Source organism: Mucilaginibacter sp. (genome assembly GCF_041660805.1).
In the GTDB taxonomy this organism is placed as follows: Bacteria; Bacteroidota; Bacteroidia; order Sphingobacteriales; family Sphingobacteriaceae; genus Mucilaginibacter.
Window position 1 is genome coordinate 1 of record NZ_JBAZVP010000047.1, and the last position, 23,428, is coordinate 23,428.

General features: G+C 40.9%; 26 protein-coding genes and 1 tRNA gene. 11 read left to right on the top strand and 16 right to left on the bottom strand.

All coding sequences use genetic code 11. The annotated features are described in order from the left end of the window. Positions 1-238 precede the first annotated feature (238 nt). Genes WC743_RS26755 through ribD form a run of 3 tightly spaced genes read right to left on the bottom strand, consistent with a single transcriptional unit; the run spans position 239 to position 2,781 of the window. On the bottom strand, positions 239-853 hold the full coding sequence (locus WC743_RS26755; RefSeq protein ID WP_373016625.1) for a YigZ family protein: 615 nt from the start codon (positions 851-853) through the stop codon (positions 239-241). Beyond that, positions 853-1,716, bottom strand: a complete 864-nt coding sequence (locus WC743_RS26760; RefSeq protein WP_373016626.1) for an EamA family transporter — start codon at positions 1,714-1,716, stop codon at positions 853-855. The genes WC743_RS26755 and WC743_RS26760 overlap by 1 nt, the downstream gene beginning before the upstream one ends. Positions 1,717-1,728: 12 nt before the next feature. After that, positions 1,729-2,781, bottom strand: coding sequence for a bifunctional diaminohydroxyphosphoribosylaminopyrimidine deaminase/5-amino-6-(5-phosphoribosylamino)uracil reductase RibD (ribD, locus tag WC743_RS26765; protein ID WP_373016627.1), 1,053 nt, complete (start codon positions 2,779-2,781; stop codon positions 1,729-1,731). A gap of 33 nt (positions 2,782-2,814) precedes the next feature. Here ribD and prmC point away from each other — a divergent pair, with 33 nt between their 5' ends. After that, entirely contained in the window at positions 2,815-3,705 is an 891-nt protein-coding gene (gene prmC / locus WC743_RS26770) for a peptide chain release factor N(5)-glutamine methyltransferase (RefSeq protein WP_373016628.1), read from the top strand. A gap of 49 nt (positions 3,706-3,754) precedes the next feature. Here the strand turns inward: prmC and xerD are convergent, their stop codons facing one another. Further along, entirely contained in the window at positions 3,755-4,654 is a 900-nt protein-coding gene (xerD, locus tag WC743_RS26775; protein ID WP_373016629.1) for a site-specific tyrosine recombinase XerD, read from the bottom strand. 42 nt (positions 4,655-4,696) lie between these two features. Here xerD and aroQ point away from each other — a divergent pair, with 42 nt between their 5' ends. Both aroQ and WC743_RS26785 read left to right on the top strand, forming a co-directional pair. Further along, on the top strand, positions 4,697-5,113 hold the full coding sequence (aroQ, locus tag WC743_RS26780) for a type II 3-dehydroquinate dehydratase (RefSeq protein ID WP_373016630.1): 417 nt from the start codon (positions 4,697-4,699) through the stop codon (positions 5,111-5,113). An 87-nt stretch (positions 5,114-5,200) separates the two neighbouring features. Then, entirely contained in the window at positions 5,201-7,765 is a 2,565-nt protein-coding gene (locus WC743_RS26785) for a mechanosensitive ion channel family protein (protein WP_373016631.1), read from the top strand. On the opposite strand, the gene WC743_RS26790 is transcribed toward WC743_RS26785, so the two are convergent. Both WC743_RS26790 and WC743_RS26795 read right to left on the bottom strand, forming a co-directional pair. Further along, a complete protein-coding gene (locus WC743_RS26790; protein ID WP_373016650.1) occupies positions 7,734-8,789 on the bottom strand; it encodes a glycosyltransferase family 2 protein in 1,056 nt (351 codons plus the stop codon). The two genes, WC743_RS26785 and WC743_RS26790, sit on opposite strands and share 32 nt — an antisense overlap. Next, positions 8,789-9,673, bottom strand: a complete 885-nt coding sequence (locus tag WC743_RS26795; RefSeq protein WP_373016632.1) for a lysophospholipid acyltransferase family protein — start codon at positions 9,671-9,673, stop codon at positions 8,789-8,791. Before WC743_RS26795 ends, WC743_RS26790 begins: the two co-directional genes overlap by 1 nt. A 38-nt stretch (positions 9,674-9,711) precedes the next feature. On the opposite strand from WC743_RS26795, the gene WC743_RS26800 reads away from it, so the two are divergent. Further along, entirely contained in the window at positions 9,712-10,323 is a 612-nt protein-coding gene (locus WC743_RS26800) for a WbqC family protein (RefSeq protein ID WP_373016633.1), read from the top strand. Continuing rightward, the gene (gene corA / locus WC743_RS26805) at positions 10,323-11,447 is read left to right on the top strand and encodes a magnesium/cobalt transporter CorA (protein ID WP_373016634.1); all 1,125 of its coding nucleotides are present in this window, start codon (positions 10,323-10,325) and stop codon (positions 11,445-11,447) included. The genes WC743_RS26800 and corA overlap by 1 nt, the downstream gene beginning before the upstream one ends. 63 nt (positions 11,448-11,510) lie before the next feature. Here corA and WC743_RS26810 read toward each other — a convergent pair whose 3' ends face one another. The 4 genes from WC743_RS26810 to WC743_RS26825 form a co-directional block, all read right to left on the bottom strand. Beyond that, positions 11,511-11,915 (bottom strand): hypothetical protein, encoded by a 405-nt coding sequence (locus WC743_RS26810; protein ID WP_373016635.1) that lies wholly within the window; start codon positions 11,913-11,915, stop codon positions 11,511-11,513. Positions 11,916-12,081: 166 nt separating this feature from the next. Then, positions 12,082-13,191 (bottom strand): acyltransferase family protein, encoded by a 1,110-nt coding sequence (locus WC743_RS26815; protein ID WP_373016636.1) that lies wholly within the window; start codon positions 13,189-13,191, stop codon positions 12,082-12,084. An 83-nt stretch (positions 13,192-13,274) separates the two neighbouring features. Continuing rightward, positions 13,275-14,360: a DNA topoisomerase IB gene (locus tag WC743_RS26820; protein ID WP_373016637.1), complete on the bottom strand. Its 1,086-nt coding sequence runs from the start codon at positions 14,358-14,360 to the stop codon at positions 13,275-13,277. A gap of 303 nt (positions 14,361-14,663) precedes the next feature. Continuing rightward, positions 14,664-15,677, bottom strand: coding sequence for a low specificity L-threonine aldolase (locus WC743_RS26825; protein ID WP_373016638.1), 1,014 nt, complete (start codon positions 15,675-15,677; stop codon positions 14,664-14,666). Between the two features lie 164 nt (positions 15,678-15,841). Between WC743_RS26825 and WC743_RS26830 the strand changes: the two genes are divergently transcribed. The 6 genes from WC743_RS26830 (at position 15,842) to WC743_RS26855 (ending at position 19,852) form a co-directional block, all read left to right on the top strand. After that, positions 15,842-16,462: a hypothetical protein gene (locus WC743_RS26830; protein ID WP_373016639.1), complete on the top strand. Its 621-nt coding sequence runs from the start codon at positions 15,842-15,844 to the stop codon at positions 16,460-16,462. Between the two features lie 3 nt (positions 16,463-16,465). After that, positions 16,466-17,149, top strand: coding sequence for a hypothetical protein (locus tag WC743_RS26835; RefSeq protein WP_373016640.1), 684 nt, complete (start codon positions 16,466-16,468; stop codon positions 17,147-17,149). Positions 17,150-17,265: 116 nt separating this feature from the next. Then, on the top strand, positions 17,266-17,658 hold the full coding sequence (locus tag WC743_RS26840; RefSeq protein ID WP_373016641.1) for an iron chaperone: 393 nt from the start codon (positions 17,266-17,268) through the stop codon (positions 17,656-17,658). A gap of 98 nt (positions 17,659-17,756) precedes the next feature. Continuing rightward, positions 17,757-18,803, top strand: coding sequence for an AI-2E family transporter (locus WC743_RS26845; RefSeq protein WP_373016642.1), 1,047 nt, complete (start codon positions 17,757-17,759; stop codon positions 18,801-18,803). 170 nt (positions 18,804-18,973) lie between these two features. Continuing rightward, complete coding sequence (locus WC743_RS26850) at positions 18,974-19,369, top strand: DUF1801 domain-containing protein (RefSeq protein ID WP_373016643.1); 396 nt, start codon at positions 18,974-18,976, stop codon at positions 19,367-19,369. 409 nt (positions 19,370-19,778) lie between these two features. Further along, positions 19,779-19,852 (top strand) — tRNA-Pro (locus WC743_RS26855). A gap of 323 nt (positions 19,853-20,175) precedes the next feature. On the opposite strand, the gene WC743_RS26860 is transcribed toward WC743_RS26855, so the two are convergent. From WC743_RS26860 to WC743_RS26885, 6 genes are all read right to left on the bottom strand, one after another. After that, complete coding sequence (locus tag WC743_RS26860; RefSeq protein WP_373016644.1) at positions 20,176-20,742, bottom strand: DUF4256 domain-containing protein; 567 nt, start codon at positions 20,740-20,742, stop codon at positions 20,176-20,178. A 42-nt stretch (positions 20,743-20,784) separates the two neighbouring features. Continuing rightward, entirely contained in the window at positions 20,785-21,363 is a 579-nt protein-coding gene (locus WC743_RS26865; protein ID WP_373016645.1) for a YdeI family protein, read from the bottom strand. Positions 21,364-21,368: 5 nt separating this feature from the next. Further along, entirely contained in the window at positions 21,369-21,758 is a 390-nt protein-coding gene (locus WC743_RS26870) for a DoxX family protein (RefSeq protein WP_373016646.1), read from the bottom strand. A 6-nt stretch (positions 21,759-21,764) separates the two neighbouring features. Beyond that, a complete protein-coding gene (locus tag WC743_RS26875; RefSeq protein WP_373016647.1) occupies positions 21,765-22,229 on the bottom strand; it encodes an SRPBCC domain-containing protein in 465 nt (154 codons plus the stop codon). A 6-nt stretch (positions 22,230-22,235) separates the two neighbouring features. Further along, the gene (locus WC743_RS26880; RefSeq protein WP_373016648.1) at positions 22,236-22,559 is read right to left on the bottom strand and encodes an ArsR/SmtB family transcription factor; all 324 of its coding nucleotides are present in this window, start codon (positions 22,557-22,559) and stop codon (positions 22,236-22,238) included. Between the two features lie 394 nt (positions 22,560-22,953). Continuing rightward, positions 22,954-23,428: hypothetical protein (locus tag WC743_RS26885; RefSeq protein WP_373016649.1), on the bottom strand; the 475-nt coding region annotated here is incomplete at its 5' end.

The following is a 23,428-nucleotide window of genomic DNA, read 5'->3' on the forward strand; positions in this document are numbered from 1 at the left end:
CCCCGGTTTTTCGTCTGGCCGACGCTCTTCATTATGTTGTTTTTACCAAATGCGCCACTACTAATCACCAAGCGCGTCTTTGCGAGGTACGAAGCAATCCCCGATAGAAAGTAGGCGACAAGCATATTTGGGATTGCTTCGCTATGCTCGCAAAGACGTAATTGTTTGTAGCAATTTCCACCCCGCGCGTTCATTGCAATGACTTGTACTTACAACGAGCCGTCTTTGCTGCTATGCCCTACCCGCTATAATTATAAACCACCTTTACCCCGCTTACTTTATTCAGCTTGGTCATTACCTGTTCTACCTGTGTTTTGCGTACGGAGAACCGGATCTCGCAATTCAATTCAGAACGCTGTTCCAATATCTGTAATTGCTCATCTTTTATAATGCGCATAACATCGTTCATCTGCAGGTAATCAAACGTGATGGTATAAATATCATTAACTGTTTTCTCGATAACTTGTGCTTCACTTAATGCTGCCTCGGTAGCTGCCTTATAGGCATTTATTAACCCCGGAACACCTAACAGTGTCCCACCGAAATAGCGTATCACTACCACCAGCACATTGGTAATATTTTTTGATAGCAGTGTGTTCAATATTGGCCTGCCTGCTGTACCGGAAGGTTCGCCATCGTCGTTCACGCGGAAAACCGAGCGGTCAATCCCAAGCCTTATTGCCCAGCAATGATGATTGGCCTTGGGGTGTTCGGCTTTTAAATTGGCTACAATGGCCTTTATCTCAGTATCTGAACTTACAGGATATGCAAAAGCTAAAAACTTACTGCCACGGTCGCGAAAAATGCCTTCGGTGGGTTGGGCAATAGTAGTATAAGTATCGTCAAACAGCATTAATGTTGTGAGTAGGTAATTATAATTATGGCAACAATGGCCAGGCCAATGCCAATTTTATTTAACAGGCTTAAACGTTCATGGAAAACAAATAAACCCACAACAGCACCCAAAGTAATTACACCAATGTTCATTGCAGAAAATACAGTTGAAGGGCTGGTAGATAAGGCAGTATGCGCTTTCAGATAAAATAAAATATTACCAAAATTGGCAACACCCAGTACCCAGCCAAACATCATATGCGGCCATGAAATTTTTGATTGTTTGGTAATTACCTTAAAAAGTAAACCAACAAAGGCAATAACAAATGCCAGTATGTAAATAATAAAAAGTGAAGTGGTATAAGCAATTTCTTTAAATACAGCCACCTGTTTAAACAGTACATCAATTATACCAAAACCTAAAAACACTACCACCAGGTATATCCAGGAATTGCTAAGCACCTTACGGTTGGCTGTTTGCTTTTGCCATGGTATTGAGCAAAGTATAGCAGCAAAGCCAACAGTTATCCCAATTATTTTTAACGTGCTTAAAGGTTCTTTAAACAGCAGGAACGATGCCAGGATAGGAATAAACAACGAGAGCCTTTGTGCCACATCTGTACGCACAATACCCACCACCCTAACTGACGATGCCATTATCCAAAACACCAGTGGCAGCAATATCCCTACAGCAACATAAATAGTTACAGGTGCATGCGATAAATTTTGCAATTGCGGCCTAAAAAAGAACCAGGTAAGTAAAATAGCCATGGAGTAATTCCATGTAATGGCCTGGAAAATATCAACACTGTAACGCCGGGCCAGTTTCAATAAAACCGACACAATTACGCTGCAGCAAACGCTTAAAAAAACATATAACATTGGCTATTAAGTTTATTTAGGTTGATTATAAAAAATTTGCAAACTATCTGCTCCCACTACATATTCACCGGCATTTGTACCGGTAATAGCAGGTGCTTTAATGCCTTCACTTAAAACAGATGTGCCGGTAAAAATACGTGCTTCGTCCCACAAACCATCATGTATAAATGTATTTAATGTATGCGCACCGCCCTCAATAATTACCGATTGAATATCCTGTAAATACAGCTGGAACAAAATATACTGTGGCACAAACCGGTCAAAATCTTCTAAAGCGATGTATTTTATTTTGCCGTCAATATCGGTTTTAATTTCGTTAAATATCAACGTTTCAACAGTTTGATCAAATATGTTTAAAGCTGTACTTAACTCCAGCCTGCGGTCTATTACAACCCGCTTGGGTGATTTGCCTTCGGCATAACGCGTATTCAATTGCGGATCATCAGCCATCACTGTATTCTTCCCTACCAGTATGGAATCTTCTTCGGCACGCCATTGGTGTACCAGTTTGCGCGCTTCCGGGCCGGTTATCCAGTGCTGACTGCCATCTGCCGGTGCAAAAAAGCCATTAGCTGTTTGAGCCCACTTGAGGATAATGTATGGCCGTTGTTTTTGTACACGGGTAAAAAAGCGGCGGTTAAGCCACTGGCAATCCTGTTCTAAAACCCCAACAGTTACCGCTACCCCGGCGGCTATCAGTTTTTCAATCCCTTTACCATCTACCTGCGGGAATGGGTCGCGGCAGCCAACTACCACCTGCGGGATCCTGTGCTTAATGATCAGATCGGCACAGGGCGGTGTTTTGCCATAGTGTGCGCAGGGCTCTAATGAAACATAGATGGTAGCATCTTTCATTAGGTCGGCATGGTTATCAAACCTGTTTATCACCATGTTAACGGCATTTACTTCGGCATGTGCTTCGCCATATCTTTGGTGATAGCCCTCGCCTATTATTTTGCCGTCATGAACAATCACAGCGCCAACCATAGGGTTCGGACTAACCGAGCCTGCTCCTAAAGCGGCCAGTTCAAGGCAACGCTGCATATATATTTCATGTAATGCCATTGTGCAAAAGTAGGTTTTATGTTACTTTGTTGCATGAAAACTATTAAGGATGTATTTCTATCCTTTCAACATGCCCTTGAAACGCTTTATGATGCCCGCGAAACCGGTGCAATAACCTTAATGGTACTGGAAGAGCTTACAGGTTTTTCACGTGCTAAGATCAAAGCTTTCCCTGAAGATGAGATTCCTGCCAATGCTGTTGAAAAACTTACCGCCATATTAGAAGAACTTAAGACGGGCAAACCCGTGCAATACATTTTAGGAACTACGGAATTTTACGGATTAAACTTTTTAGTGAACCCGGCAGTGCTTATACCCCGACCGGAAACAGAGGAATTAGTGGAATGGGTGTTGCAAAGTCAAAAGTTAAAAGTGAACAGTGAAAAGTCATTATCAATTTTGGATATTGGTACAGGCAGCGGGTGTATTGCTATCAGCTTAAAAAAGAATTTGCCTGGTGCCAATGTTATGGCTATTGATATTTCACCAGGTGCTTTACAAACAGCTAAACAAAATGCTGTGATTAATGAAGTTGAGGTGGAGTTTATTGAACAGGATATACTGGAGGTGAAAGGTGAAAAGTTAAAAGTTAAAAGTCAAAAGAAATTCGACATTATCGTTTCTAATCCACCTTATGTTACTTTGGAAGATAAATTGCAAATGCACCAGAATGTAACCGGTTTTGAGCCGCATACCGCCCTGTTTGTACCAGAGCACGACCCGCTCATTTTTTACAAAGCCATTGCTGGTTTCGCGGCAGAGCATCTTGAAAATAATGGTTTGCTATTCTTTGAGATCAATGAAAATTATGGTAAAGAAACAGTTGAGTTATTGAGCCATAACAAATTTACCAACATTGAGTTAAGGCAGGACATGAGTGGCCGGGACAGGATGATAATGGCCGCGACCGCTGATTCTCACTGATGCTTTTGATTATGTTGATTCCAATCAGCTTAATCATTTAAATCAACGGTCAGTTCCTCGGATGAAATTCTATGATTGTGCTTTTCAGATACTCCCTGTCAAGGTGGGTATAAATTTCGGTAGTCGTAATACTTTCATGGCCCAGCATTTCCTGTACAGCGCGCAGATCGGCACCGCCCTCAACCAAATGCGTGGCAAACGAATGGCGCAACGTATGCGGACTAATATTCTTTTTTAGCCCTGTTAATTCTGCCAGTTGCTTTATCACCATGAATACGTATACCCTGCTTAAGCGACTGCCCCTTCGGTTCAGGAACACCAGGTCTTCTTCGCCTTTTTTAATAGGGTAGTGTACACGCACCTGCTCTATCCAAATCGATAATGCCTTTATCGCTTCCCCACCTATAGGTATCAGGCGTTCTTTGCTGCCTTTGCCGGTAACTTTTATAAATTCAATATCCAGGTAAAGGTTTGATAGTTTTAACTCTGTCAGCTCAGATACCCGCAGGCCGCATCCATACATTACTTCCAGCATGGCCTTGTTGCGTGCACCTTCAGGCTTGGATACATCAATGGCGGCTATCATTTTGTTAATTTCGTTGATGCTTAACGTGTCGGGAAGCTTACGGGTTATCTTGGGGGTTTCCAATAATTCGGATGGGTCGCTGGCTATCAGGTCCTCCATCAGCAGGTATTTGTAAAAGGCCTTAATGCCCGATATCACACGTGATTGCGACGACGGGATCATGCCTAACTCATTCACCCATTTAATAAAATCGCGTAAATCTGTTAAAGAAAATTCTGTAGGTGATTTTTTACTTATCTGTAATTCAGCATATTGGTATAGCTTGCCTAAATCATCAGTATAAGCATCAATGGAATTTGCGGCCAGTGAGCGTTCCAGTTTCAGATAGCTTTTAAATCCTTTTATTGCCGAAGCCCAGTTCAATTGATTTTAGTTTTTTGATGTTTTATAGTTAAGTTTGAACAAATGAATATACAAATTATAAACGGGCCAAATTTAAACCTGCTTGGCGTACGCGAAAAATCTATATATGGCAGTGCTGATTTTGAAAGCTACCTTGCCGAATTGCAAAAACATTTTACAAACATCACCATTAATTACTTCCAAAGTAATGTTGAAGGCGAAATTATAAACAAATTACACGAGGTTGGCTTTAGCTATGATGGCGTTGTGCTGAATGCGGGTGCTTACACCCACACCTCTATCGCTATTGCCGATGCTATTGCAGCTATTAACACCCCGGTAATTGAAGTCCACATTTCTAACGTATATAAACGGGAAGAGTTTAGGCATACCAGTATGCTGGCAAGTAATTGCAAGGGCGTTATAGCCGGTTTTGGAATGCATTCGTACAGGTTAGCAATAGAGAGCTTTCTGATATAAATTCTAAAACCTGAATTTTAAAATCGGGTTTTTAAGCACAGAGAATTAGTAATTAGAGATCGAACATTCGGCATTCGAAATAAAAATATGAGTAAAGTATTTAAAATAACATTCCCCCTACTGTTTATACTTACTTTATTTACGGTGGATGGCATTGCCCAAACCAAAAAGAAGAAGCAATCTGTTCGCGATTCGCTGCGTATGGCTATCCTGCGCCGCGACTCGATGATGCGCACTTTTAAAAAGTCTGACACATCCATCAACAACCTGCTGCAAAAGATAGAATATTATACTTCATCTTTCAACCAGATCAAAACCGGGCTGTCGCGCAGTGTTGATACGGTTGATATAAGCAACCAGCTGCCTTCGTTTGAAAGGCGTGTAGGGCTTATTAAAACCCTTATTGATAATGACCGTTCAAGCACGCTGCGTTATTTGTATGCCATACGTGACATCCTTACCCGAAGTGATGACCAGTTAGACATTTATCAGGAACGCCTTGCCGCAATTAACTCTAAACTGGTACAAAATCAGAATGAGCTGGCATCAATGGATAAAGATTCTGCTTTGAAAATTGTACCGGCTGATAGTGGCTTACGCTCCACCTTTCTGGAACAAAAAATTGCTATAGATAGTAAGCATAAACGGCTGGATAGTACTAACAAAAAGCTTTTACTTAAAATAGGATTGCTGCAAAACCGTATATCGGCAGTGTATATTTCCCTGCTTGACCTGAAGGATCAGATAGATATTAAGATCCGTGAGTTTAGCATGCAAGCCTTAAGTTCTGAAAACAACAGCATTTGGCAAATGGATGCTGATACCACAAGCACTTTTAAAACGGCCTTAAGCAAAACAGTTAATATGAACAGGAGGCTGCTCAACTTTTTTGTTGGCCGCGATCCGCTTATCCACTTTGCAGGGATGTTGGTTTTTGTATTGTTCTTTACCTGGATCTATTCAAACAGGCGTAAAGTTTCAAGAATAAAAGAGGAACCACAGGCAGTTTTTAATCATGCTAAGTATATTTCTCTTTACCCAATAACATCAACAATAATTTTAGCTTTTGCTATTGTACCTAACTTTTATGACCACCCACCGGTAATTGTACAGGAGATATTTTTCACTGTACTTACATTGGGCATACTTTACCTTGTTAAAAAAACCTGCCCTCCTACCCAATTCAAATACCTGCACATATTATTCTGGCTTACAATTGTTTATAGCCTTAGCAATTTGTTTGTTGAGGTATCAAATACCGACCGGGTGGTTGTGTTATTACTGGCCCTGGCCACATCTATTGTAAGTATCTGGCTATATCGCCAGGTTAAAAAGCAACCCGAAGATTACCTGCCTTATACAAAAACCATCTTGCAGGTATTTATTACTTTATTGGTTGTTTCATTTTTATGTAACGTATTTGGCCGGGTTACACTATCAAAAATAATTGGGGTAACGGCAGTATATAATTTATGGCTGGCATTGGGTATGTACTATTTAGTGCAAATAATTATGCAAAGCCTGTTCCTGCAACTGGAGGCCAATAAAGATAGCAGCAGCATAAGCTCATTTATTGATTTTAAGATGCTGCAGAACAAGTTCAGGAGCATTTTAACGATATTGGCAAGTGTGTTATGGTTAATAATGCTTACGCAAAACCTGAGTATTGAGGATGCCGTTTTTACATTTATCCAAAACTTCCTGACCCAATCCCGCAGCCTGGGCGGTACCAATACACAGTTCACCTTTCAAAGTATCATCATATTTATAGCCGTAATATGGTTCTCATCTGTTGCGGCACGGATAATTAGCTACCTGTATGAAGTGGCCGGCAAACACGCCAATGATATTGATGTGCTAAAAAAGAAAAACCGCACCTCAACCCTGCTCATTAAATTGGCGGTGTTTGCTGTAGGGTTTTTATTGGCTGTTACCGCGTCAGGCTTCCCGTTGGATAAGATAACTATCATCATCAGCGCATTTGGTATTGGTATTGGTTTCGGGTTGCAAAACATTGTAAACAATTTGGTATCAGGACTGATACTGGCTTTTGAGAAACCTATTCAAATAGGTGACATTATTGAAGTAGATAATCGCTCAGGTACTATTATGGAGATAGGCATCCGTTCAAGTAAAATAGCTACAAGCGATGGCGCTGAGGTTATTATCCCTAACGGCGACCTGATATCCCATCACGTAATTAACTGGACATTAAGCAATAACAACCGTCGTATTGAACTAATTATTGGGGTAGCATATGGATCAGATATTGAGAAAGTAAAAGCACTTTTAACCGATCTGCTTTGTAACAGTGAAGATATTATGGACAACCCCGCTCCGCTCATTTTTGTGCATAACTTAAATGAAAGCTCGGTTGATTTCCGTTTGTTATTCTGGGCCGCTGATATAAACACCTGGTTATCGTTAAAGAGCCGCATACTTACGGACATCTATTTAGCCTTTGCCAAAGAAGGGATTGAGATACCATTCCCGCAGCGCGACCTGCATTTAAAGCTTACAAATGAGCAAACAGATATTATTGCCGGCAATAATAAAAAGAAACCCGGTAAAAAGGCCGAAGTGGCCAATACAGATATTACAGATACCGGCCTGCCCGATGCTAATGCAGGTCCTGTTGCTCCAGATCAGTAAACTTTGTGCGCTTCCCTGCAAAAAAATCCCAAACAATACTACGGGTGTAAGTACCGGTTAAGATTTGAGATTTGAATTTTGAGATTTGAAATACTGCTCCTTTTGACTTTTGGCTTTCAACTTTTGACATAAACAGCCTGCGTACAAAATTCTGGTGCGCCCTGGTTACAGCCCAGGCATCCTTACGTTTACCTTCCATCAGGAAGCGGATAAGGGCTAAAAGATCCATCCAAAACCGGATACTGATCACCCAAAATGCTTTCCAAAAAGGTAAATTATTTTTAAGCAGCAATAAGTTGTTCCTAAAGTTAAGATAGGTTTTAAAAGGGTTTTCGGCATTAAGCGTACCACCACCAACATGGTAAACCTGCGATTGTGGGCAGTATACTACCTTATAACCCATATTTTTCAATCGCCAGCAAAGATCAATCTCTTCCATATGGGCAAAAAAGCTTTCATCAAATCCGCCTGCCAGGTCCCAGCATTTCTTTTTAATGAACATTGCCGCACCCGATGCCCAAAAGATCTCACCAGGCTGGTCGTATTGCCCCCTATCGGCTTCTATCTCGTAAAAGATCCGCCCACGGCAAAACGGGTAACCATACTTATCAATAAAGCCGCCTGCAGCCCCTGCATGTTCAAAATGGTCTTTGTTATTAAATGATTTAATTTTTGGCGCGGCGGCGGCTATCAGCTCGTCGCTTTCCATAAGGGCTATTACCGGCTCAATCCATCCGGGCTCAACCTCAACATCAGAGTTAAGCAGTATATAATAATCGGCATCTACCTGGTTTAACACCCGGTTGTAACCGCCTGTAAAGCCGTAATTATCCTTATTTTCAATTACTGTTACCGTTGGGTACACGCTTTGTACAAAAGCAATAGAACCATCGGTAGAGCCATTATCGCCAACCACTATCTCCAGTGCAGGCCAGCTTGATGCTAAAACAGAGGGCAAAAAATCGCGAAGGTATTTGATGCCGTTCCAATTTAATATTACTACGGCAACTTTAGGTGTATGCATCATTTATTAAAATCCTCCGGCTTAAACTTCCACCTGCGGTGGCTCCACAGCCAATACTGGGGCGTTTCTTTTATTTGTTTATCAAGATACTGCACATGCGCGTTGGTAATTTCGTATTGTGCGGTTTCTTTTGGGTGCTCAATCAACGGCACTAGTGTATAGGTATAATAGCCTCTCTTTATTACATCTATGCGATAAAAAAGCACAACAGAATCTACCATTTTAGCTATTTTCTCTATCCCCAAAAAAACAGCGGTTGGCTGGTTTAAAAAAGTGGTAAAATAGTTTATATCATGCCTTACAGGTGTTTGGTCTGATGCCAGTACAATCATTGTACGCTCATTTTTTAAAGCGACAATGGTACGCAGCGTTTGTTTCATAGCAACCAGTGTAGAGCCAAAACGGGTTCTTTGCTTGTTTAAAAATTTATCAAAAGCTTCATTTGACAGTGGTTTGTAAACAATAAGGGTTTTCTCTTCGGTAAGCAGGCCAAATACCAGTGCTGCCATTTCCCAATTACCATAATGCCCGGCAGCAGCGATAATGCTTCTACCCTGTTTAAAGTAATGATCAACTATTTCGGGATTGGTAACACGCATACGCTTAAGCAGCTCTTTTTCAGATATGCTTACCATCTTAAATGTTTCCATCAGCAGGTCGGCCATGTAATGAAAATATTTCTTTTCAATCTTTAATCGCTCGGCTTCGCTTTTTTCAGGGAAGGCATTCTTTAAATTTTCATAAACAACCGGCCGCCGGTACTTAATTATATAATAGATAATCAGGTATAAAAGATCAGCAACGAGGTACAAAAACCAAAAGGGCAATAACGAAAACAGGTACCAAAAAAATATACCGGTATTATATGCGGCCTTTTTTAACATTATTTTAACCAATTTTGCCACAAACATAAAAAATATATATGATTGAGAATGGTGCTGTTTTACCTATGTTCTACCTGCCGCCGGTTGAGTATTTTACAAAGCTGAACAACTTTAAGCCGAATATACTGCTGGAGGTGGAAGAACATTTCCCAAAACAAACCTACCGCAACCGGGCAAACATATACTCGCCCGATGGTATGCTAACCCTTACCGTACCTGTATCAAAAGGTTCAAAAAACCACACCAAAACAAAAGATGTTAAAATAAGCTACGATTTTAAGTGGCAGCGCCTGCACTGGCTTAGTCTGGGTGCCTGCTACCGCAGTTCGGCATATTTTGAGTATTATGAAGATGATTTTGCCCCTTTTTACGAAAAGAACTTTACCTACCTGGTTGATTATAACCGCGAACAACTGGAGTTGCTGCTGCGCCTGCTTAAAATAAAGCTGCCCCTTCAGTTTACCGAAACATATGAAGCGGCTTACCCACATCTGATTGATCTGCGAAATGTAATAAGCGCCAAAAACGTACCTGATACCGAACAAAAACCCTACTTTCAAGTTTTTGAAGAACGAAAAGGCTTTTTAAAAAATCTAAGCATTGTTGATCTGTTGTTTAACCAGGGGCCACAAGCTTTAAATTATCTGTAATGTCAACATACACCAAACGGGTACGTTATAAAAACCACAAAAGACATATTAATGTAGGTGCACGCCCGGGTTCAATTATTATCCCCGATGATGCCGAAAAACCGCAAATAGTTGTTTATTCCTTTAATCAGGACGATCTGCAAACCAGTAAGGGTACCAATATAGAAACCATTACCAGGCAGATAAAGAAATGCACGGATCACACCCACTGGATAAAAATAAATGGATTGGGCGATGCCCGGCTAATTGAAGATATTGGAACTTTCCTGGGGATAAATCAACTGGTGCTTGAGGATATTGTAAATACCCACCAGCGCCCCAAATTTGATGAATATGAAGGTTATGTATTTGGTACCAGCAGGGTAATTTATTTTAATAAAGAGGACGAACTGATAAACTGCCAGTTTAGCGGAATCGTTAAAGATAATATCGTTATTAGCTTTGAAGAAAGTCATAAAGATTATTTTGAGGCGGTTACCGCCCGCTTAAAGGCTGGTAAAGGGATTATCCGCACGGCCGGACCGGGTTATATATTTTATAGCTTAACAGATACCATATTAGACAATTACTTTGTCCTCCTGGCTAAAATTGGCGATATGATAGACCAAACTGAAGACAAGCTCTATCAAAGCCCCGATAAATCTATCATGTTTGATGCGCAGCAATTGAAGCGCACCCTTATCATTATCCGCCGCTCGTGCTGGCCGGAGAGGGATAAGATAAATGATATGATCCGCAGTGAAAGTGAGCTTATCACCAAAGAAACCAAACTTTTTTTGCGCGATGCATATGACCACTGCATACAGGCCATGGATATGGTTGAAAGCTATAAGGAGGTAACTTCAAGCATTATAGACCTGTACTTATCTATGGTGAGCAACCGCATGAACGAGATAATGAAGGTGCTCACCATCATATCAGTAATTTTTATTCCTTTAACCTTTATAGCCGGTATTTACGGCATGAATTTTAGTCGCGAGGATGCCAATGGCCATGTGATTAAAGATAATATGCCCGAGCTTTATGTTCAACATGGATACGTTTATACCCTTATAGGAATGTTCCTGATAGGCTGCGGGCTTATATTTATTTTTTGGAAAAAGGGCTGGTTTAATAAGCTGTAGGTTTAAATGTGGATGCAAAAGCACCTGTTATTCAAAATATTCGGATACCCGAAAAGAGATAAACTAATTACATTCCTGATAGTCAAACTCTAAAATTGCAGGCATCATGTGTTTGTATTGTTCACGCGGTTTGTAACCCTTATTTTCCAAATCAGTTATGATCCTTCTTTTCTCAGTATAGCATACACTTTCTGTATCAAAAGGCCCTATATTAATTATTTTTTGTTCCCCGTTACTAACCGACCGATAATCATTAAAGGCAGCCATATAACCCGGCTTAGTTTTTATAATATTAAATTCCTTGTAAACGTTTTCTGTCGCTCTTACATTTGAGGTTAAATGGGCTTTTCCGTACCAAACGAAGGTATAGTACTTACAACCCGGCTTTGGGTTTTTAATTACTGGTGTAAGAGACATTAATACCAGGCACATTGCGCTTATTATCATATACTTAAATATTTTAATCATAACTTTTTTTTAATAAAAGTAAGGTAATCATAAGGCTGCAACAACCGTGAAAACACGGTATTTCTATGTTGATTTCCTTGAATTATGATGAGCATATAAAACCAAAGTAACAGAGGCACCTATCCGCCCTCAAGTGTGGTTTGCAGGCTTACAATTGCTCAATAATTTATCCCTTCATCAACTTTTTCTTCAGCCATACCCTTACCGGCTCATCATATAACTTTAAAGCTGCATAAGCCAGCAGTATAAAAAAGATGAACAGCCCGAAAGCTATAGGGACAATGGTTGATGGGGCAGGTTTTGCCTTCATTACCCAGAACGTGTAAATATAAATGAACGGATAATGCGTAATGTAGATGGGGTATGATATATCGCCCGAGAATTTACACAGTTTGGCCCAGCGGCCGCTTATTTGTCCGCCGGCACCGGCCGCAATAATAATCGGGAACATAATGATGATGCATGCCGCCTCATAAAAACCATTCCAACTGTACCATGGGAAAAAGAACAGCGCCATTAACATAAGCGAGCATACGGTATATGCCATAGGGATACGGATGAGTTTGCCCGTACGGAACAGCAACAGCCCTGCAAAGAATGGGAACATCATGCGGACCGGAGCTACCCATACATTAGGATACCCCTCGGCTCCCGGGCCGTAAAAGAAATCGGCAATGAATTTAGATTTAATTTTAGCGTAACCCCAACCAGTACCAAGGTCGCCATGATCTACTGCAACCACAGTAAGTATAATACCGCTAATAATAACAACAACCCACAATACGGTTTTGGTCATTTTATGGCCAAATACAGCATAGATTATGTTAGCGATATACTCCTGCATTAACGACCAGCAGGGCCCGTCAAGCGGGTGTGTTTCGCCCCAGCCGCGTACATCTATCGGTGCAGGCAACAAGGTAAAGCCAATAAGCATAACAGCTATCAGTCGCCACACTTCTACATTTTGTGCGTCTTTATATGGATCAAACCAAAAGGCGATGGCGCCTATCAGCGTACCCAAAATAACCAGCGGATGCAGGCGAATGAGCCTTATCTTTAAGAATTGTTTAATGGTCATTCCCTTTGCCCAGCGATCGTCATAAGCGTAACCCACCACAAAACCCGAAAGCATGTAGAAAAAATCTACCGCCAGGTAACCATGGTGCATAGGGTGTTTGTCAAGTTCGGGATAATAAGCCTCAAACAAATGAAAAATAACTACCAGTATGGCAGCAGTGCCACGTAATCCGTCTAAAATTGGGTAATGTGGTTTCATAAAAGGCTTTATAGGTTTAGGTTATAAAGCCGAAAGTAATATTTTGAGCGACAACTTGCAAACTAAAATACCTGATAAGCCGTTCAACTTGCTTCCGCGAGTTTCTCATTCTCCAAGATCTGTAATAAGGCCTTTTCAGCAATATTCAATTCGGTAGCTTTTATGTCCTTTTCTTCATCCAGCTGACTAATGTATTTGAATAGGCTGCCTTCCTCATAGCTTCTTATTACGGTTGGGTGCACATAATACTTTTTGCAAACAGTGCGGGTATTGCCCAGGTTAATGGCTACTTCATCAAGCACGCTCACAATTTTCTTGCGGCATTCTGTTATACTGCTAAATTCTCCGGCTTCTTTAAATGCGTATAAGGCACTTACGCTACCAGCCCAGGTACGGAAATCTTTAGCGGTAAAGTCCTCCCCTGTTATTTCTTTCAGGTAATTATTGATATCGCCAGACCCTATGGTACAGCGTTCCCCTTCCTCATTATAAAACTGGAACAGTTCTTTACCGGGTATATCGCGGCATTGCTTTACCAGCTTAGCCAATTTTTTACTTTGCAGTGCAACTTTGTGCATTACCCCTTTTTTGCCCTTAAACTCAAAGTTTAACTTTGCCCCTTCAATTTTAACATGCCTGTCCATTAGTGTGGTAAGGCCAAAAGAACCATAAAGCTTCTTGTATGATTCGTTGCCTACCCTTATACTGGTTAGTTCCATGAGGCGTACAACAAGTGCCACTACCTTTTCATAATCGAGATTGCGGCGGGCAAGGTCTTTATCTACCTGTTGCCTTATGGCTGGTAAATGCGCCGCGAAAGTTTGCAGGCGATGGTATTTTGATTGGTTACGAATTTTGTTCCAGCAGGCATGATAACGGTATTGTTTGCGCCCGGCAGCATCAGTGCCTGTAAATTGTAAATGTCCGTTTTCATGTGGCGAGATCCAAACATTGGTGTAGGCGGGCGGTATCACTAACTTATTAAAGCGCGTTATTAGCTCTTTATCCTTAACCACGTTACCATCAGCATCCATATAGCTCCACCCTTTGCCTGCTTTTTTGCGGGTATAGCCGGGGGTAGAATCTGATACATAGCGCAACCCTACAGCTTTCGCGGTAACTTTAGGGTCTCGCCCTATTTTCTCGAGTTTTTTTAAGAGGCGGTTCATGTGATGATAATAACATTGTTGGGATATATAAGTTTGGAGAGACGGGATTTATAGCCAAAGATCGGGCGAGTCAGCCTCCTGTAGTCGCTCGGCTGGAGCCGACAGTTATTAGGCGGCGTCCTCGCCGCAGTGTTTAAGCAGTTATTTAAGAGGCGGCCGGAGGCCTAATAATAGTTACCACTCGGCAGGAGCCGAGCGGCTGCATGTGGGATTAAAGATTTAAAGACAAAGGACAAATGACCTTAGCATAAAGCTTGATCCTTTGTCCATCTATCCTTTGTCTTTTATCATTCCCGTCCTTATCTATAAAGAATTTATGGTATCCACTACATACTCCACCTGCTCGGGATGCACATCCAAATGGGTTACAAAACGGATGCGGTGTGTATCGGTACTGTTAGCTTTAATGCCCCTTCCTTCCAGCTTGGCTAATATGTTACTTGCAGGTTCGGTGGTATCAAATAATACTATGTTAGTTTCTACAGGTACAACATTGGTTACCCATGGTGCCGTGGCTAATGCTTCGGCCATGATACGGGCATGTGAGTGATCTATTTTTAACCTTTCAACATGATGATCCAACGCATAGATACCTGCTGCTGCCAGGAACCCCGCCTGCCTCATACCGCCTCCCAAAACCTTACGGATACGGCGTGCATAGTTAATGGTTGCCCTATCAGCCAATAAAACCGAACCTACCGGCGCACCCAACCCTTTGGACAAACAAACCGAGATCCCGTTAAAATACTTACCATACTCTTTAGCACTATCGCCGGTATGGGCAAGGGCATTAAATATGCGGGCGCCATCAAGGTGCAATTTCAGGCCCCTATCATGGCAAAGCTGGGCTATTGGTTTTATTTGAGCTAAGGTATAGCAACTCCCGCCGCCTTTGTTCACGGTGTTTTCCAGTACTACCAAACTGGTATGGGGGTAATGTATATTCTCAGCATTAATTTCCGGCTCTATCATCTCTGCGGTGAGTATGCCCCGGTAACCATTCAGTAATCGCGTTGATACGCCCGAATTAAAGGCGATGCCCCCACCCTCGTAACGATAAACATGTGCGGTTTGGTCGGCAATCAGCTCATCCAACGGCTGGGTAAAACATTTAATAGCTATCTGGTTGGTCATGGTACCAGATGGGCAATAAATAGCGGCTTCCATACCAAACATATCGGCAGCTTTTTGCTCCAGCGCGTTAACGGTTTCGTCCTCACCAAAAACATCATCCCCCACTTTTGCGCTCCACATGGCTTCCAGCATACCGGCAGCTGGCTTAGTTACAGTATCGCTGCGTAAATCAACAGTTATCATATATTATAGCTAAAAATACATTATTTGTGTTTCAAATTATGCGCCCAATTTTAATCATTTTATTTTTTATGCTGATAGTTGTATCAGCAAAATCACAAAAATGGTTTGAATATTATTGGGGTAGTCAATATTATCTTATTTTGGCGTAACCAAACCTTATCCTCATGCATAAACTTTTACTTCTTTTAATTATTTCTTTTTTTTCGTTCGCAGCAAAAGCGCAGATAGGCGAATGGACGCCGGCTTGTTATTATGACATTAATAATTCCCGTATATGCGGAAAAATAAAATGGGATGTTCCCGCCCGAAATATTTTTAAAGGTACTGGTGATCATATTCAGTTCCGCACAGCCGACTCCGTAAAGAAAGAAAAGATCTCAACAGATAAAATCAAATCATTTGTAATTAAGACAGATAGCTTTGTAGTATCTCATCACCCCTACCTTAAAGAATACCCAGTTTTAAAAGTACTGTTAGATAACCCTATAAAGCTTTATGTAAATTTAAGAGTAAATTCAACTCCATCTACAATGGGAGCCGGCAGCTATACAGGCACTACCGTTACTCTTGGCTATTGGGAGAGATATAATACCCGTTATTTTTACGGTGAAAATCCAGATAATATAACTGAATTAAGCCGGAGTAAATTCATTGAAATTATGAGTAAAATAATGGCTGATAACAATGGCATTGTGCAAGCAATTAAAAATAAGGAATACCGTTATGGTAAGATAGACGAGCTTGTAAAACAGTACAAGATTTTTAAAGAACACCCTATTGAATAACCAATGCGCTACTTTTTAACTCTATCAATTTTTGTAATTACTTTTTCGGCCAGCGCGCAAAAATGGCAACCCGGTCATTTTACCGATGCCAAAGGTGTTGTTGAAACAGGCTTGATACGCGCCTATCCCGGCGGTAATGGCCCCATTAAAAATGAGGGCTTTATTGAATATAAGGAGAATGAAAAAGCCAATCCAATAAAATTGAGCACCAGCGACCTGCAATCATTTGTTGCGGGTAAAGACAGTTTTGTGGTGGCACACGCGCCGGGTAACGAAACCTGGGCAAAAAAAGACCTTGACTTTGTGCGTGTTGTAGTTGATGAACCCCTTAAAATTTATGCTACCCGCGGCGCGGGCAGCGGTGGTGGCGGCAGTGGCGTACATGTATCGCCCGGGGTGGGATTAAGCACCGGCGGCGGTTATGGTACATCATACGGCGGTGGCTTAGGCATATCATTTGGCGGAGGTGGTGGTGGTAAAAACTCAAAAATGAGTTATTATTATGGCAGCAGTACGGCAAATATGCAGCACCTCACCAACGAGAACTTTGTAGATATAATGAGCGAAGTTATGGGCGACGAACCCGACGTTGTACTCCGCATCCGCAGTAATAACTATGGTTTAAAAAATATTGAAAAACTGGTAGAGTACTTTAATAAGGTTAAAGCCGCGAATAAACAACCATAGAAACAGCTTTTATTTATATTACAAAACCTTCCCGGCCTGCCTGGAAGGTTTTTTGTTTTTTTGCCGCCTTGATTAATTAAAAATCAATAAATTAGAGTATACAACTCTATAAGGCAATGAAAGCGTACCCTGATAATGTGACCCCGCTAAATTTCGATCATTATGTATCACTGCAGCCCGAAGAGTTTAGGCCTGGGTTGATCAGAATGCGTGAGATCATCCTGTCGGTTGTACCGCAGGCCGAAGAATCCATCAGCTACCAGATCCCCTGTTTTAAATACTTGTATATGCTGGTTGGTGTTGGCACCAATAAAAACTCGTGCAGTTTTTATACCATGAGCCCGCCGTTGGTTAAACAATTGAAGGATGAACTGAAAGATATAAAAACATCAGGCGCCACACTCCACTTTGCACCCAACAAACCTTTGCCCGAAGAGTTAATAACAAAAATTGTAAAAGCCCGTATAAAACAGAATGAAAGCCTGGCAATGAGCAAAAAAACGAAGTGAATTGCTCAAAAAGTTAAAGTTAACTCAACTCATTAACATCTGTTAAAACTTTTAGGTGTAAATGGTGTCCTTATGGTATATCATCATTTAAGAGTAATATGCCCGATAGCAAAAAACCGGAGGAAAAAGTAACCAGGAGAGAATTATCATACATTGAAAAAGTTTGGCATACTGTAGCTATTGTTGCCTTGCTGGTGGTTGTTATTTTAATAGCCCGCGTTGCTTTTAATGTATTGCTAATGGTACTTGCAGGTGTATTAATATCGGTTTACTTTCATGGGTTGGGCGATATGATTGAACGGAAAACCAAATTCAGCCGCCGGGTTTGCATGATATTATCTGTTGCTGTTTCATTCACCATTATTGCTTTGTTGCTTTGGTTTATGGGCACCAAAATACAGGGGCAAATTGCTATTTTGAATGATACACTCCCTCAAACTATAAGTACAGCTAAGGCAAAACTGGCCGAATCGCCAATTGGGGCAAAAATATTAGCATACTTCACCGGTGATAAATCTGATAAGCTTTTTTTAACAGCGCAAAGTTTTTTCAGCACTAGCTTTGGGGTGCTTGGTAATATGTATATCATTTTATTTTTAGCTATATTTTTTACAGCAAGCCCTAACCTTTATAAAGATGGTATAATTAAATTAATGCCCGATTCTAAAAAAAACCTGGCGAAGAATGTAATAGATCGCATTAGTTTTGCATTAAAAGGCTGGCTTAAGGGCATGATGCTCTCTATGGTTTTAATAACTATATTACTTACCACAGGGTTAACAATAATAGGCATCCCCGTTGCCCTGGTACTTGCACTAATAACCGGCATACTTAAGCTTATCCCAAACTTTGGCTCATTAGCGGCCATGATACCCGGCGTTTTGCTTGCACTTACCATAAGTGTTAATACCGCTATAGCAACCGCTTTACTGTATATAATATGCCAAACAATAGTAAGCAATATTGTTACGCCGCTTATTCAAAAAAGGATGATAAATACGCCGCCTGCCTTAACTATTATAAGCCAGGTAATTATGGGGACGCTATGCGGTGCCCTGGGCGTGATATTAGCCGTGCCACTGCTGGCTATCTTAATTATTTTGGTTGATGAGCTTTATGTTAAAAAAATCAACGATCTGGGATAAGATCACTTCCCTATCACACATTAACATCCGCACCCCACTAATCGAAATAAGATAAAACAGAAAAGGCAGCCCTTTTGCGACTGGTAACAAATGGGCAGCAACCACAGATAGGGTAGCATTTTTTTTGTAAATATCCTTATCTTGGTGTAAGCAAAATCAAACCGGTCTCCATGGCAAAAAATAAAACTATAGAAACCACTCAAAGTGTTGCCGAGTTTTTAAATACGGTGACCGATGATGTTAAGCGTGCGGATAGTTTCCGTTTGATGGAAATTATGAAAGAGGCAACAGGGTTTGAACCCAAAATGTGGGGGGATGCAATTGTTGGTTTTGGCAGCTATCATTATAAATACGATAGCGGCCGCGAAGGTGATGCGCCAAAAGCAGGCTTTTCTCCACGTGCCAAAGAGTTCTCACTATACTTAGCAAAAAATTATGCTGATAGCGAAAAACTAATCCAGCAATTAGGTAAACATAAAGTGAAAGGCAGCTGCCTGTACATTAAAAAACTGGCCGACATTAACGAAGATATATTGCGTGAAATGATCACTTTATCCATTAGATAATTATAATAATCTCCTAAAGCACTAAACAAAATTAGTCGTTTAACTTTTCGCGATATCTGGCAAGTAGTTTTTTTTACAACAAGTGTCTATTATTTATAGAAACCCATGCCCCATTGTTGCTTACCCCGGGCAGCACAGACAATATTATTAGATTACAAAGAGTTTAAGGACCGCAATCATTTTGTACTAGGCCGGCCTGGCTGGGAAAAAGATGCTGATTATATATTGAATTGGCTAAGCCGTAATTAAATTCATATTAATAATAGCCTCATTTCGGCGAATAAAGAGCCCTGTAAAATATTTTTTTACGACTAAGTTTTTGCAAATGAATTGGTTAGAAGGGCATCTTCAGATTCTTCAAAAAAAAATTTGCAGCACTTACTAAAAAAGCTACCTTTGCAATCCCAATCGGGATGTAGCGTAGCCCGGTATCGCGCCACATTTGGGATGTGGAGGCCGCAGGTTCGAATCCTGCCATCCCGACGAAAGCGATACCAAGTATCAAAAGCCCTTAAATCATAGATTTAAGGGCTTTTTTGTTTTAACTTCAGCCCAATTTATTCAAGTTATATCAATAAATATGCACTATTACAGGTGGCACAAATAGCATATCAAATATCTATTGTCAATTGATTATCTAAAGTCCTGGTTGGTTTACGAGGCGCTTCTCTCCCGCTCAAAACGAAATTGGGTTAAAAGTCGAAAACCTTGAATTTATTGTTTCGCCCGCCATAAACTATATGCATTGTTAGCATCAGTTTTATTTGGCTTAACAAAAAATATTCCAATCGCTATATGTGAAAAATTCAGACCCTTAGCGAGCCACGGAATGCTCTGGCGGCATAGTAAGAATCCGCACCGTTGTGATAGACGAAGACATGGTCGTAGCGGCGATCACAAAAGAGGGCACCGCCGAGTTTTCTAATAGCAGGAGGTGTTATTATCCAGCTCGACGTTTTCGTATCGAATTTTCCAAGTTGCTGCAATTCCCGATATTGCTCTTCTGTTAAAAGCTCAATACCCATGTCGGCTGCCATATCTATTGCGTTATTTTCTGGTTTATGTTCTTTCCTTGCCTCCAGGGCCTCACCGTCGTAACAAACACTTCTGCGGCCTTTAGGGCTTTCCGCCGAACAGTCATAAAAAATGTATTCGCCCGTCTTTTTATCATAACCAACAACATCTGGTTCACCGCCGGTTATTTCCATTTCATCAAGCGACCAAAGTTTTTCAGTATTGGTTTCCAGCTTTGCTTGTACTTTAGCCCATTCAAGACCTTTATGGCGGCTCACATTTTTCTCAAAACGGACTTTTAATACGTTGAGTAGTTCTTCACGTTGTTCTGGTGACAAATCTTTTTTATCGTTATTCATGTTGCTCATAATTTATATTATAACCTGTTGAAATCGAATTTACTAATCATCTAACCCCTTTCCATTAAGAATTTGCAGCAAATATTTTTCAACCCTCGACTCGCGGGTTTTGGATTGTTTGGGTGCAGAAAAATAAAAAATGTATGCTCTTTGCCGTCCCGGCGTCAATGCCTCAAAAGCAGCTTTCAAGTCAGGTATTTTATCTAATTTATGTTTAAATTCTTCATGAATGATAAATTCTGAAGTTTTTTTAAGGCTTACTTTCAAACCGGCTTTTTCCACTTCAATGGCTTCATAAATATAGGCTTTCAAGATGGGTACCATCTCAACTATTTCCAAAACATTTGTGAACCGGATCTGGCGCGCCGCCTGCACATTCTCCGTTTGCTGGATTAGAATACCGTTTGGATCCTTTAACAAGGCACCTTTAAAAAACAAAACCGCACAGTATTCTTTAAACACATGTATTAAAACTATGTTACTTTTCTGAAACATATAACAAGGGACACCCCACTTCAATTCTTCGGTCAGCCCGCAATCAAGAATGATCATTCTCAATTGCTCCAATTCTTTCTGCCATTTTGTGGTTTTACTGAAGTAAAAATCAACCTTAGGATTCATTTTATTCATTTATTAAAATTAGCTGAAATAATTTTCTTATCAGCAGGCCTGAAATACCACGACACCACAGTTAGGATGAGCAATAATATCGGTCCAAAAAATTCTTTGGCGCCATCTCCACTGGCTAAATGAGAAAAGACAGCTCCCGACATGGCAAAGAAAAAGCCTGCATAGGCCCATTCCTTTAGTAAGGGAAATTTAGGAATAAGGACTGCTACAACTCCCAAAATTTTCCAAATACCCAGTATTGTTAAAAAATAGATAGGATAACCCAAATGTGTCATACTATCTACTTCCTCTTTCACTTTTAATAACTGTACTGTGCCAGTTGACATCATTCCTAACGCGAGCCAAATGGTGGAAACCCAATAGATAATTTTATTTCTCTTTGTCATGGTGTGTTATTTTAATTTGCTTACGATGTCTTGTATCCGGTTATGTGCCATATTTATGCCCTGAGCAAAGGGTAAAGCAAGTACCTGATCCCTTTGTGCAACCGATTCATATATTACGTGCATATTGAGTTTGCTGGTGTCGTCAGTAAGTTGTACAAATTCTAAGAACTCAAGCTGGACGCTAAAAGGCGTATTCTCCATTTCAAATGTCCGTGTGATTTTCCGGTTCGGGCTAAACTCGTGTATTACCCCATTGAACCCGTATTTGTTTCCTTTAGCATCAGTTGTTTCAAATTGGTAACTGCCGTGCTTTTTATTGTCGAGTTTTAGCACTTTCGTTCCCATCCATTGCTCAACAATGCCGGGCTCTACATACGCTTTAAAAAGTAATTCCAACGGCAAATCAAATTCCCTTGTAATCACTAATTCTTGTTTGCCGTCTTCTGCAATAATTTTTGTTTTTTGTTCCATATTACTCTATTTTTTTGATTTGTAGTTTTTCATTATGGATTCCAGTTTGTTAAATCGGTCTTCCCATATTTTGCGGAATGGCTCAATAAAGTCGGCTACCTCTTTCATCTTTTTTGCATTAATATGATAGTAGATCTCCCTGCCGTTTTGCTCTTGTTCAAGCAATTCACACTCGGTGAGTATTTGCAGGTGTTTTGAAACTGTCGGTCTTGCTGTGTCAAAGTTTGAGGCTATTGCACCTGCTGTGAGGGATTGTGAGGCTACCAATAGAAGTATAGCCCTTCTTGTCGGGTCGGCTATTGCTTGAAACACGTCTCGTCTTAAATTCATTGCGTAGCTATTTGACTACAAATATAAATGTAGTTATTTAACTACGCAATTTTTCTGTGATTTTTCTTATGGATGTTTTTTGCTTGGGCGCAGGACATTCCGCGTTCACTTTATAACACATTATGGCAACTGACTTTTGCTACGAATGGGCTGCAAAGCCTGGCTCCGGGGGGATTAAGTTAAAGGAGTAAATAGTTTTAGTTTATAAAACTTTAGGAATTTAAACACATCATTAAAAGATTACACCGGCAGACAAGCCTGGTAAAATATCGGCTATGAGGATATTTTACCAGGCTTGTCTGCCAAAGAAGGCGCGTATTTATACTGCTTACAATTTAGGGTTACAGCTAACTAAACCCTTTAGTTTGCAATGCTAAACTTTAAAATCATCAAATCATTTAGCCGGAGCGTAAGCCCCTGTGGTAAGCCATGTTATCCACGCTTTCTTGAATGCCGCATGGCTCATTGGCGGAAGTGTACGGCCTTCGCCCGGCTTCCAGCCGGCCAACACCAGGCCATCATCCGCGTGCTCAATCAGTTTCTGCATATTTTTATGGCCGTTTTGATTAGGATCTACAAGTTGTTTGGCTAATTGGCGCGGTGTGCGGCCCTGAAACACCATTTTCATATCTGCCGGCGGCAGGTGCCAGTTAGGGTTGCCCGGCGGCGTATGCAAACCAGGAGTATTTGCGGGCTGATGACAGTTGGAACATTTCATTGCATAAACACCCTTACCGTCAACTCCTCTTTGAGGCGACATTGTGTGCAGGCGGCTATCGTCTCCCTGCAGCGGGATATTTCCTGCCGGATGGCAATTCATACAGCGGGAACTCATCAATACCGTATATACCTGTTTAAAGGCTTTAACA

Bases quoted from the DNA above. Each gene is read 5' to 3' on its own strand.
- WC743_RS26755 (WP_373016625.1), bottom strand. From the start codon at position 853: ATGCTGTTTGACGATACTTATACTACTATTGCCCAACCCACCGAAGGC.
- WC743_RS26760 (WP_373016626.1), bottom strand. From the start codon at position 1,716: ATGTTATATGTTTTTTTAAGCGTTTGCTGCAGCGTAATTGTGTCGGTT.
- ribD (WP_373016627.1), bottom strand. From the start codon at position 2,781: ATGGCATTACATGAAATATATATGCAGCGTTGCCTTGAACTGGCCGCT.
- prmC (WP_373016628.1), top strand. From the start codon at position 2,815: ATGAAAACTATTAAGGATGTATTTCTATCCTTTCAACATGCCCTTGAA.
- aroQ (WP_373016630.1), top strand. From the start codon at position 4,697: ATGAATATACAAATTATAAACGGGCCAAATTTAAACCTGCTTGGCGTA.
- WC743_RS26785 (WP_373016631.1), top strand. From the start codon at position 5,201: ATGAGTAAAGTATTTAAAATAACATTCCCCCTACTGTTTATACTTACT.
- WC743_RS26790 (WP_373016650.1), bottom strand. From the start codon at position 8,789: ATGCATACACCTAAAGTTGCCGTAGTAATATTAAATTGGAACGGCATC.
- WC743_RS26795 (WP_373016632.1), bottom strand. From the start codon at position 9,673: ATGTTAAAAAAGGCCGCATATAATACCGGTATATTTTTTTGGTACCTG.
- WC743_RS26800 (WP_373016633.1), top strand. From the start codon at position 9,712: ATGATTGAGAATGGTGCTGTTTTACCTATGTTCTACCTGCCGCCGGTT.
- corA (WP_373016634.1), top strand. From the start codon at position 10,323: ATGTCAACATACACCAAACGGGTACGTTATAAAAACCACAAAAGACAT.
- WC743_RS26810 (WP_373016635.1), bottom strand. From the start codon at position 11,915: ATGATTAAAATATTTAAGTATATGATAATAAGCGCAATGTGCCTGGTA.
- WC743_RS26815 (WP_373016636.1), bottom strand. From the start codon at position 13,191: ATGAAACCACATTACCCAATTTTAGACGGATTACGTGGCACTGCTGCC.
- WC743_RS26820 (WP_373016637.1), bottom strand. From the start codon at position 14,360: ATGAACCGCCTCTTAAAAAAACTCGAGAAAATAGGGCGAGACCCTAAA.
- WC743_RS26825 (WP_373016638.1), bottom strand. From the start codon at position 15,677: ATGATAACTGTTGATTTACGCAGCGATACTGTAACTAAGCCAGCTGCC.
- WC743_RS26830 (WP_373016639.1), top strand. From the start codon at position 15,842: ATGCATAAACTTTTACTTCTTTTAATTATTTCTTTTTTTTCGTTCGCA.
- WC743_RS26835 (WP_373016640.1), top strand. From the start codon at position 16,466: ATGCGCTACTTTTTAACTCTATCAATTTTTGTAATTACTTTTTCGGCC.
- WC743_RS26840 (WP_373016641.1), top strand. From the start codon at position 17,266: ATGAAAGCGTACCCTGATAATGTGACCCCGCTAAATTTCGATCATTAT.
- WC743_RS26845 (WP_373016642.1), top strand. From the start codon at position 17,757: ATGCCCGATAGCAAAAAACCGGAGGAAAAAGTAACCAGGAGAGAATTA.
- WC743_RS26850 (WP_373016643.1), top strand. From the start codon at position 18,974: ATGGCAAAAAATAAAACTATAGAAACCACTCAAAGTGTTGCCGAGTTT.
- WC743_RS26860 (WP_373016644.1), bottom strand. From the start codon at position 20,742: ATGAATAACGATAAAAAAGATTTGTCACCAGAACAACGTGAAGAACTA.
- WC743_RS26865 (WP_373016645.1), bottom strand. From the start codon at position 21,363: ATGAATCCTAAGGTTGATTTTTACTTCAGTAAAACCACAAAATGGCAG.
- WC743_RS26870 (WP_373016646.1), bottom strand. From the start codon at position 21,758: ATGACAAAGAGAAATAAAATTATCTATTGGGTTTCCACCATTTGGCTC.
- WC743_RS26875 (WP_373016647.1), bottom strand. From the start codon at position 22,229: ATGGAACAAAAAACAAAAATTATTGCAGAAGACGGCAAACAAGAATTA.
- WC743_RS26880 (WP_373016648.1), bottom strand. From the start codon at position 22,559: ATGAATTTAAGACGAGACGTGTTTCAAGCAATAGCCGACCCGACAAGA.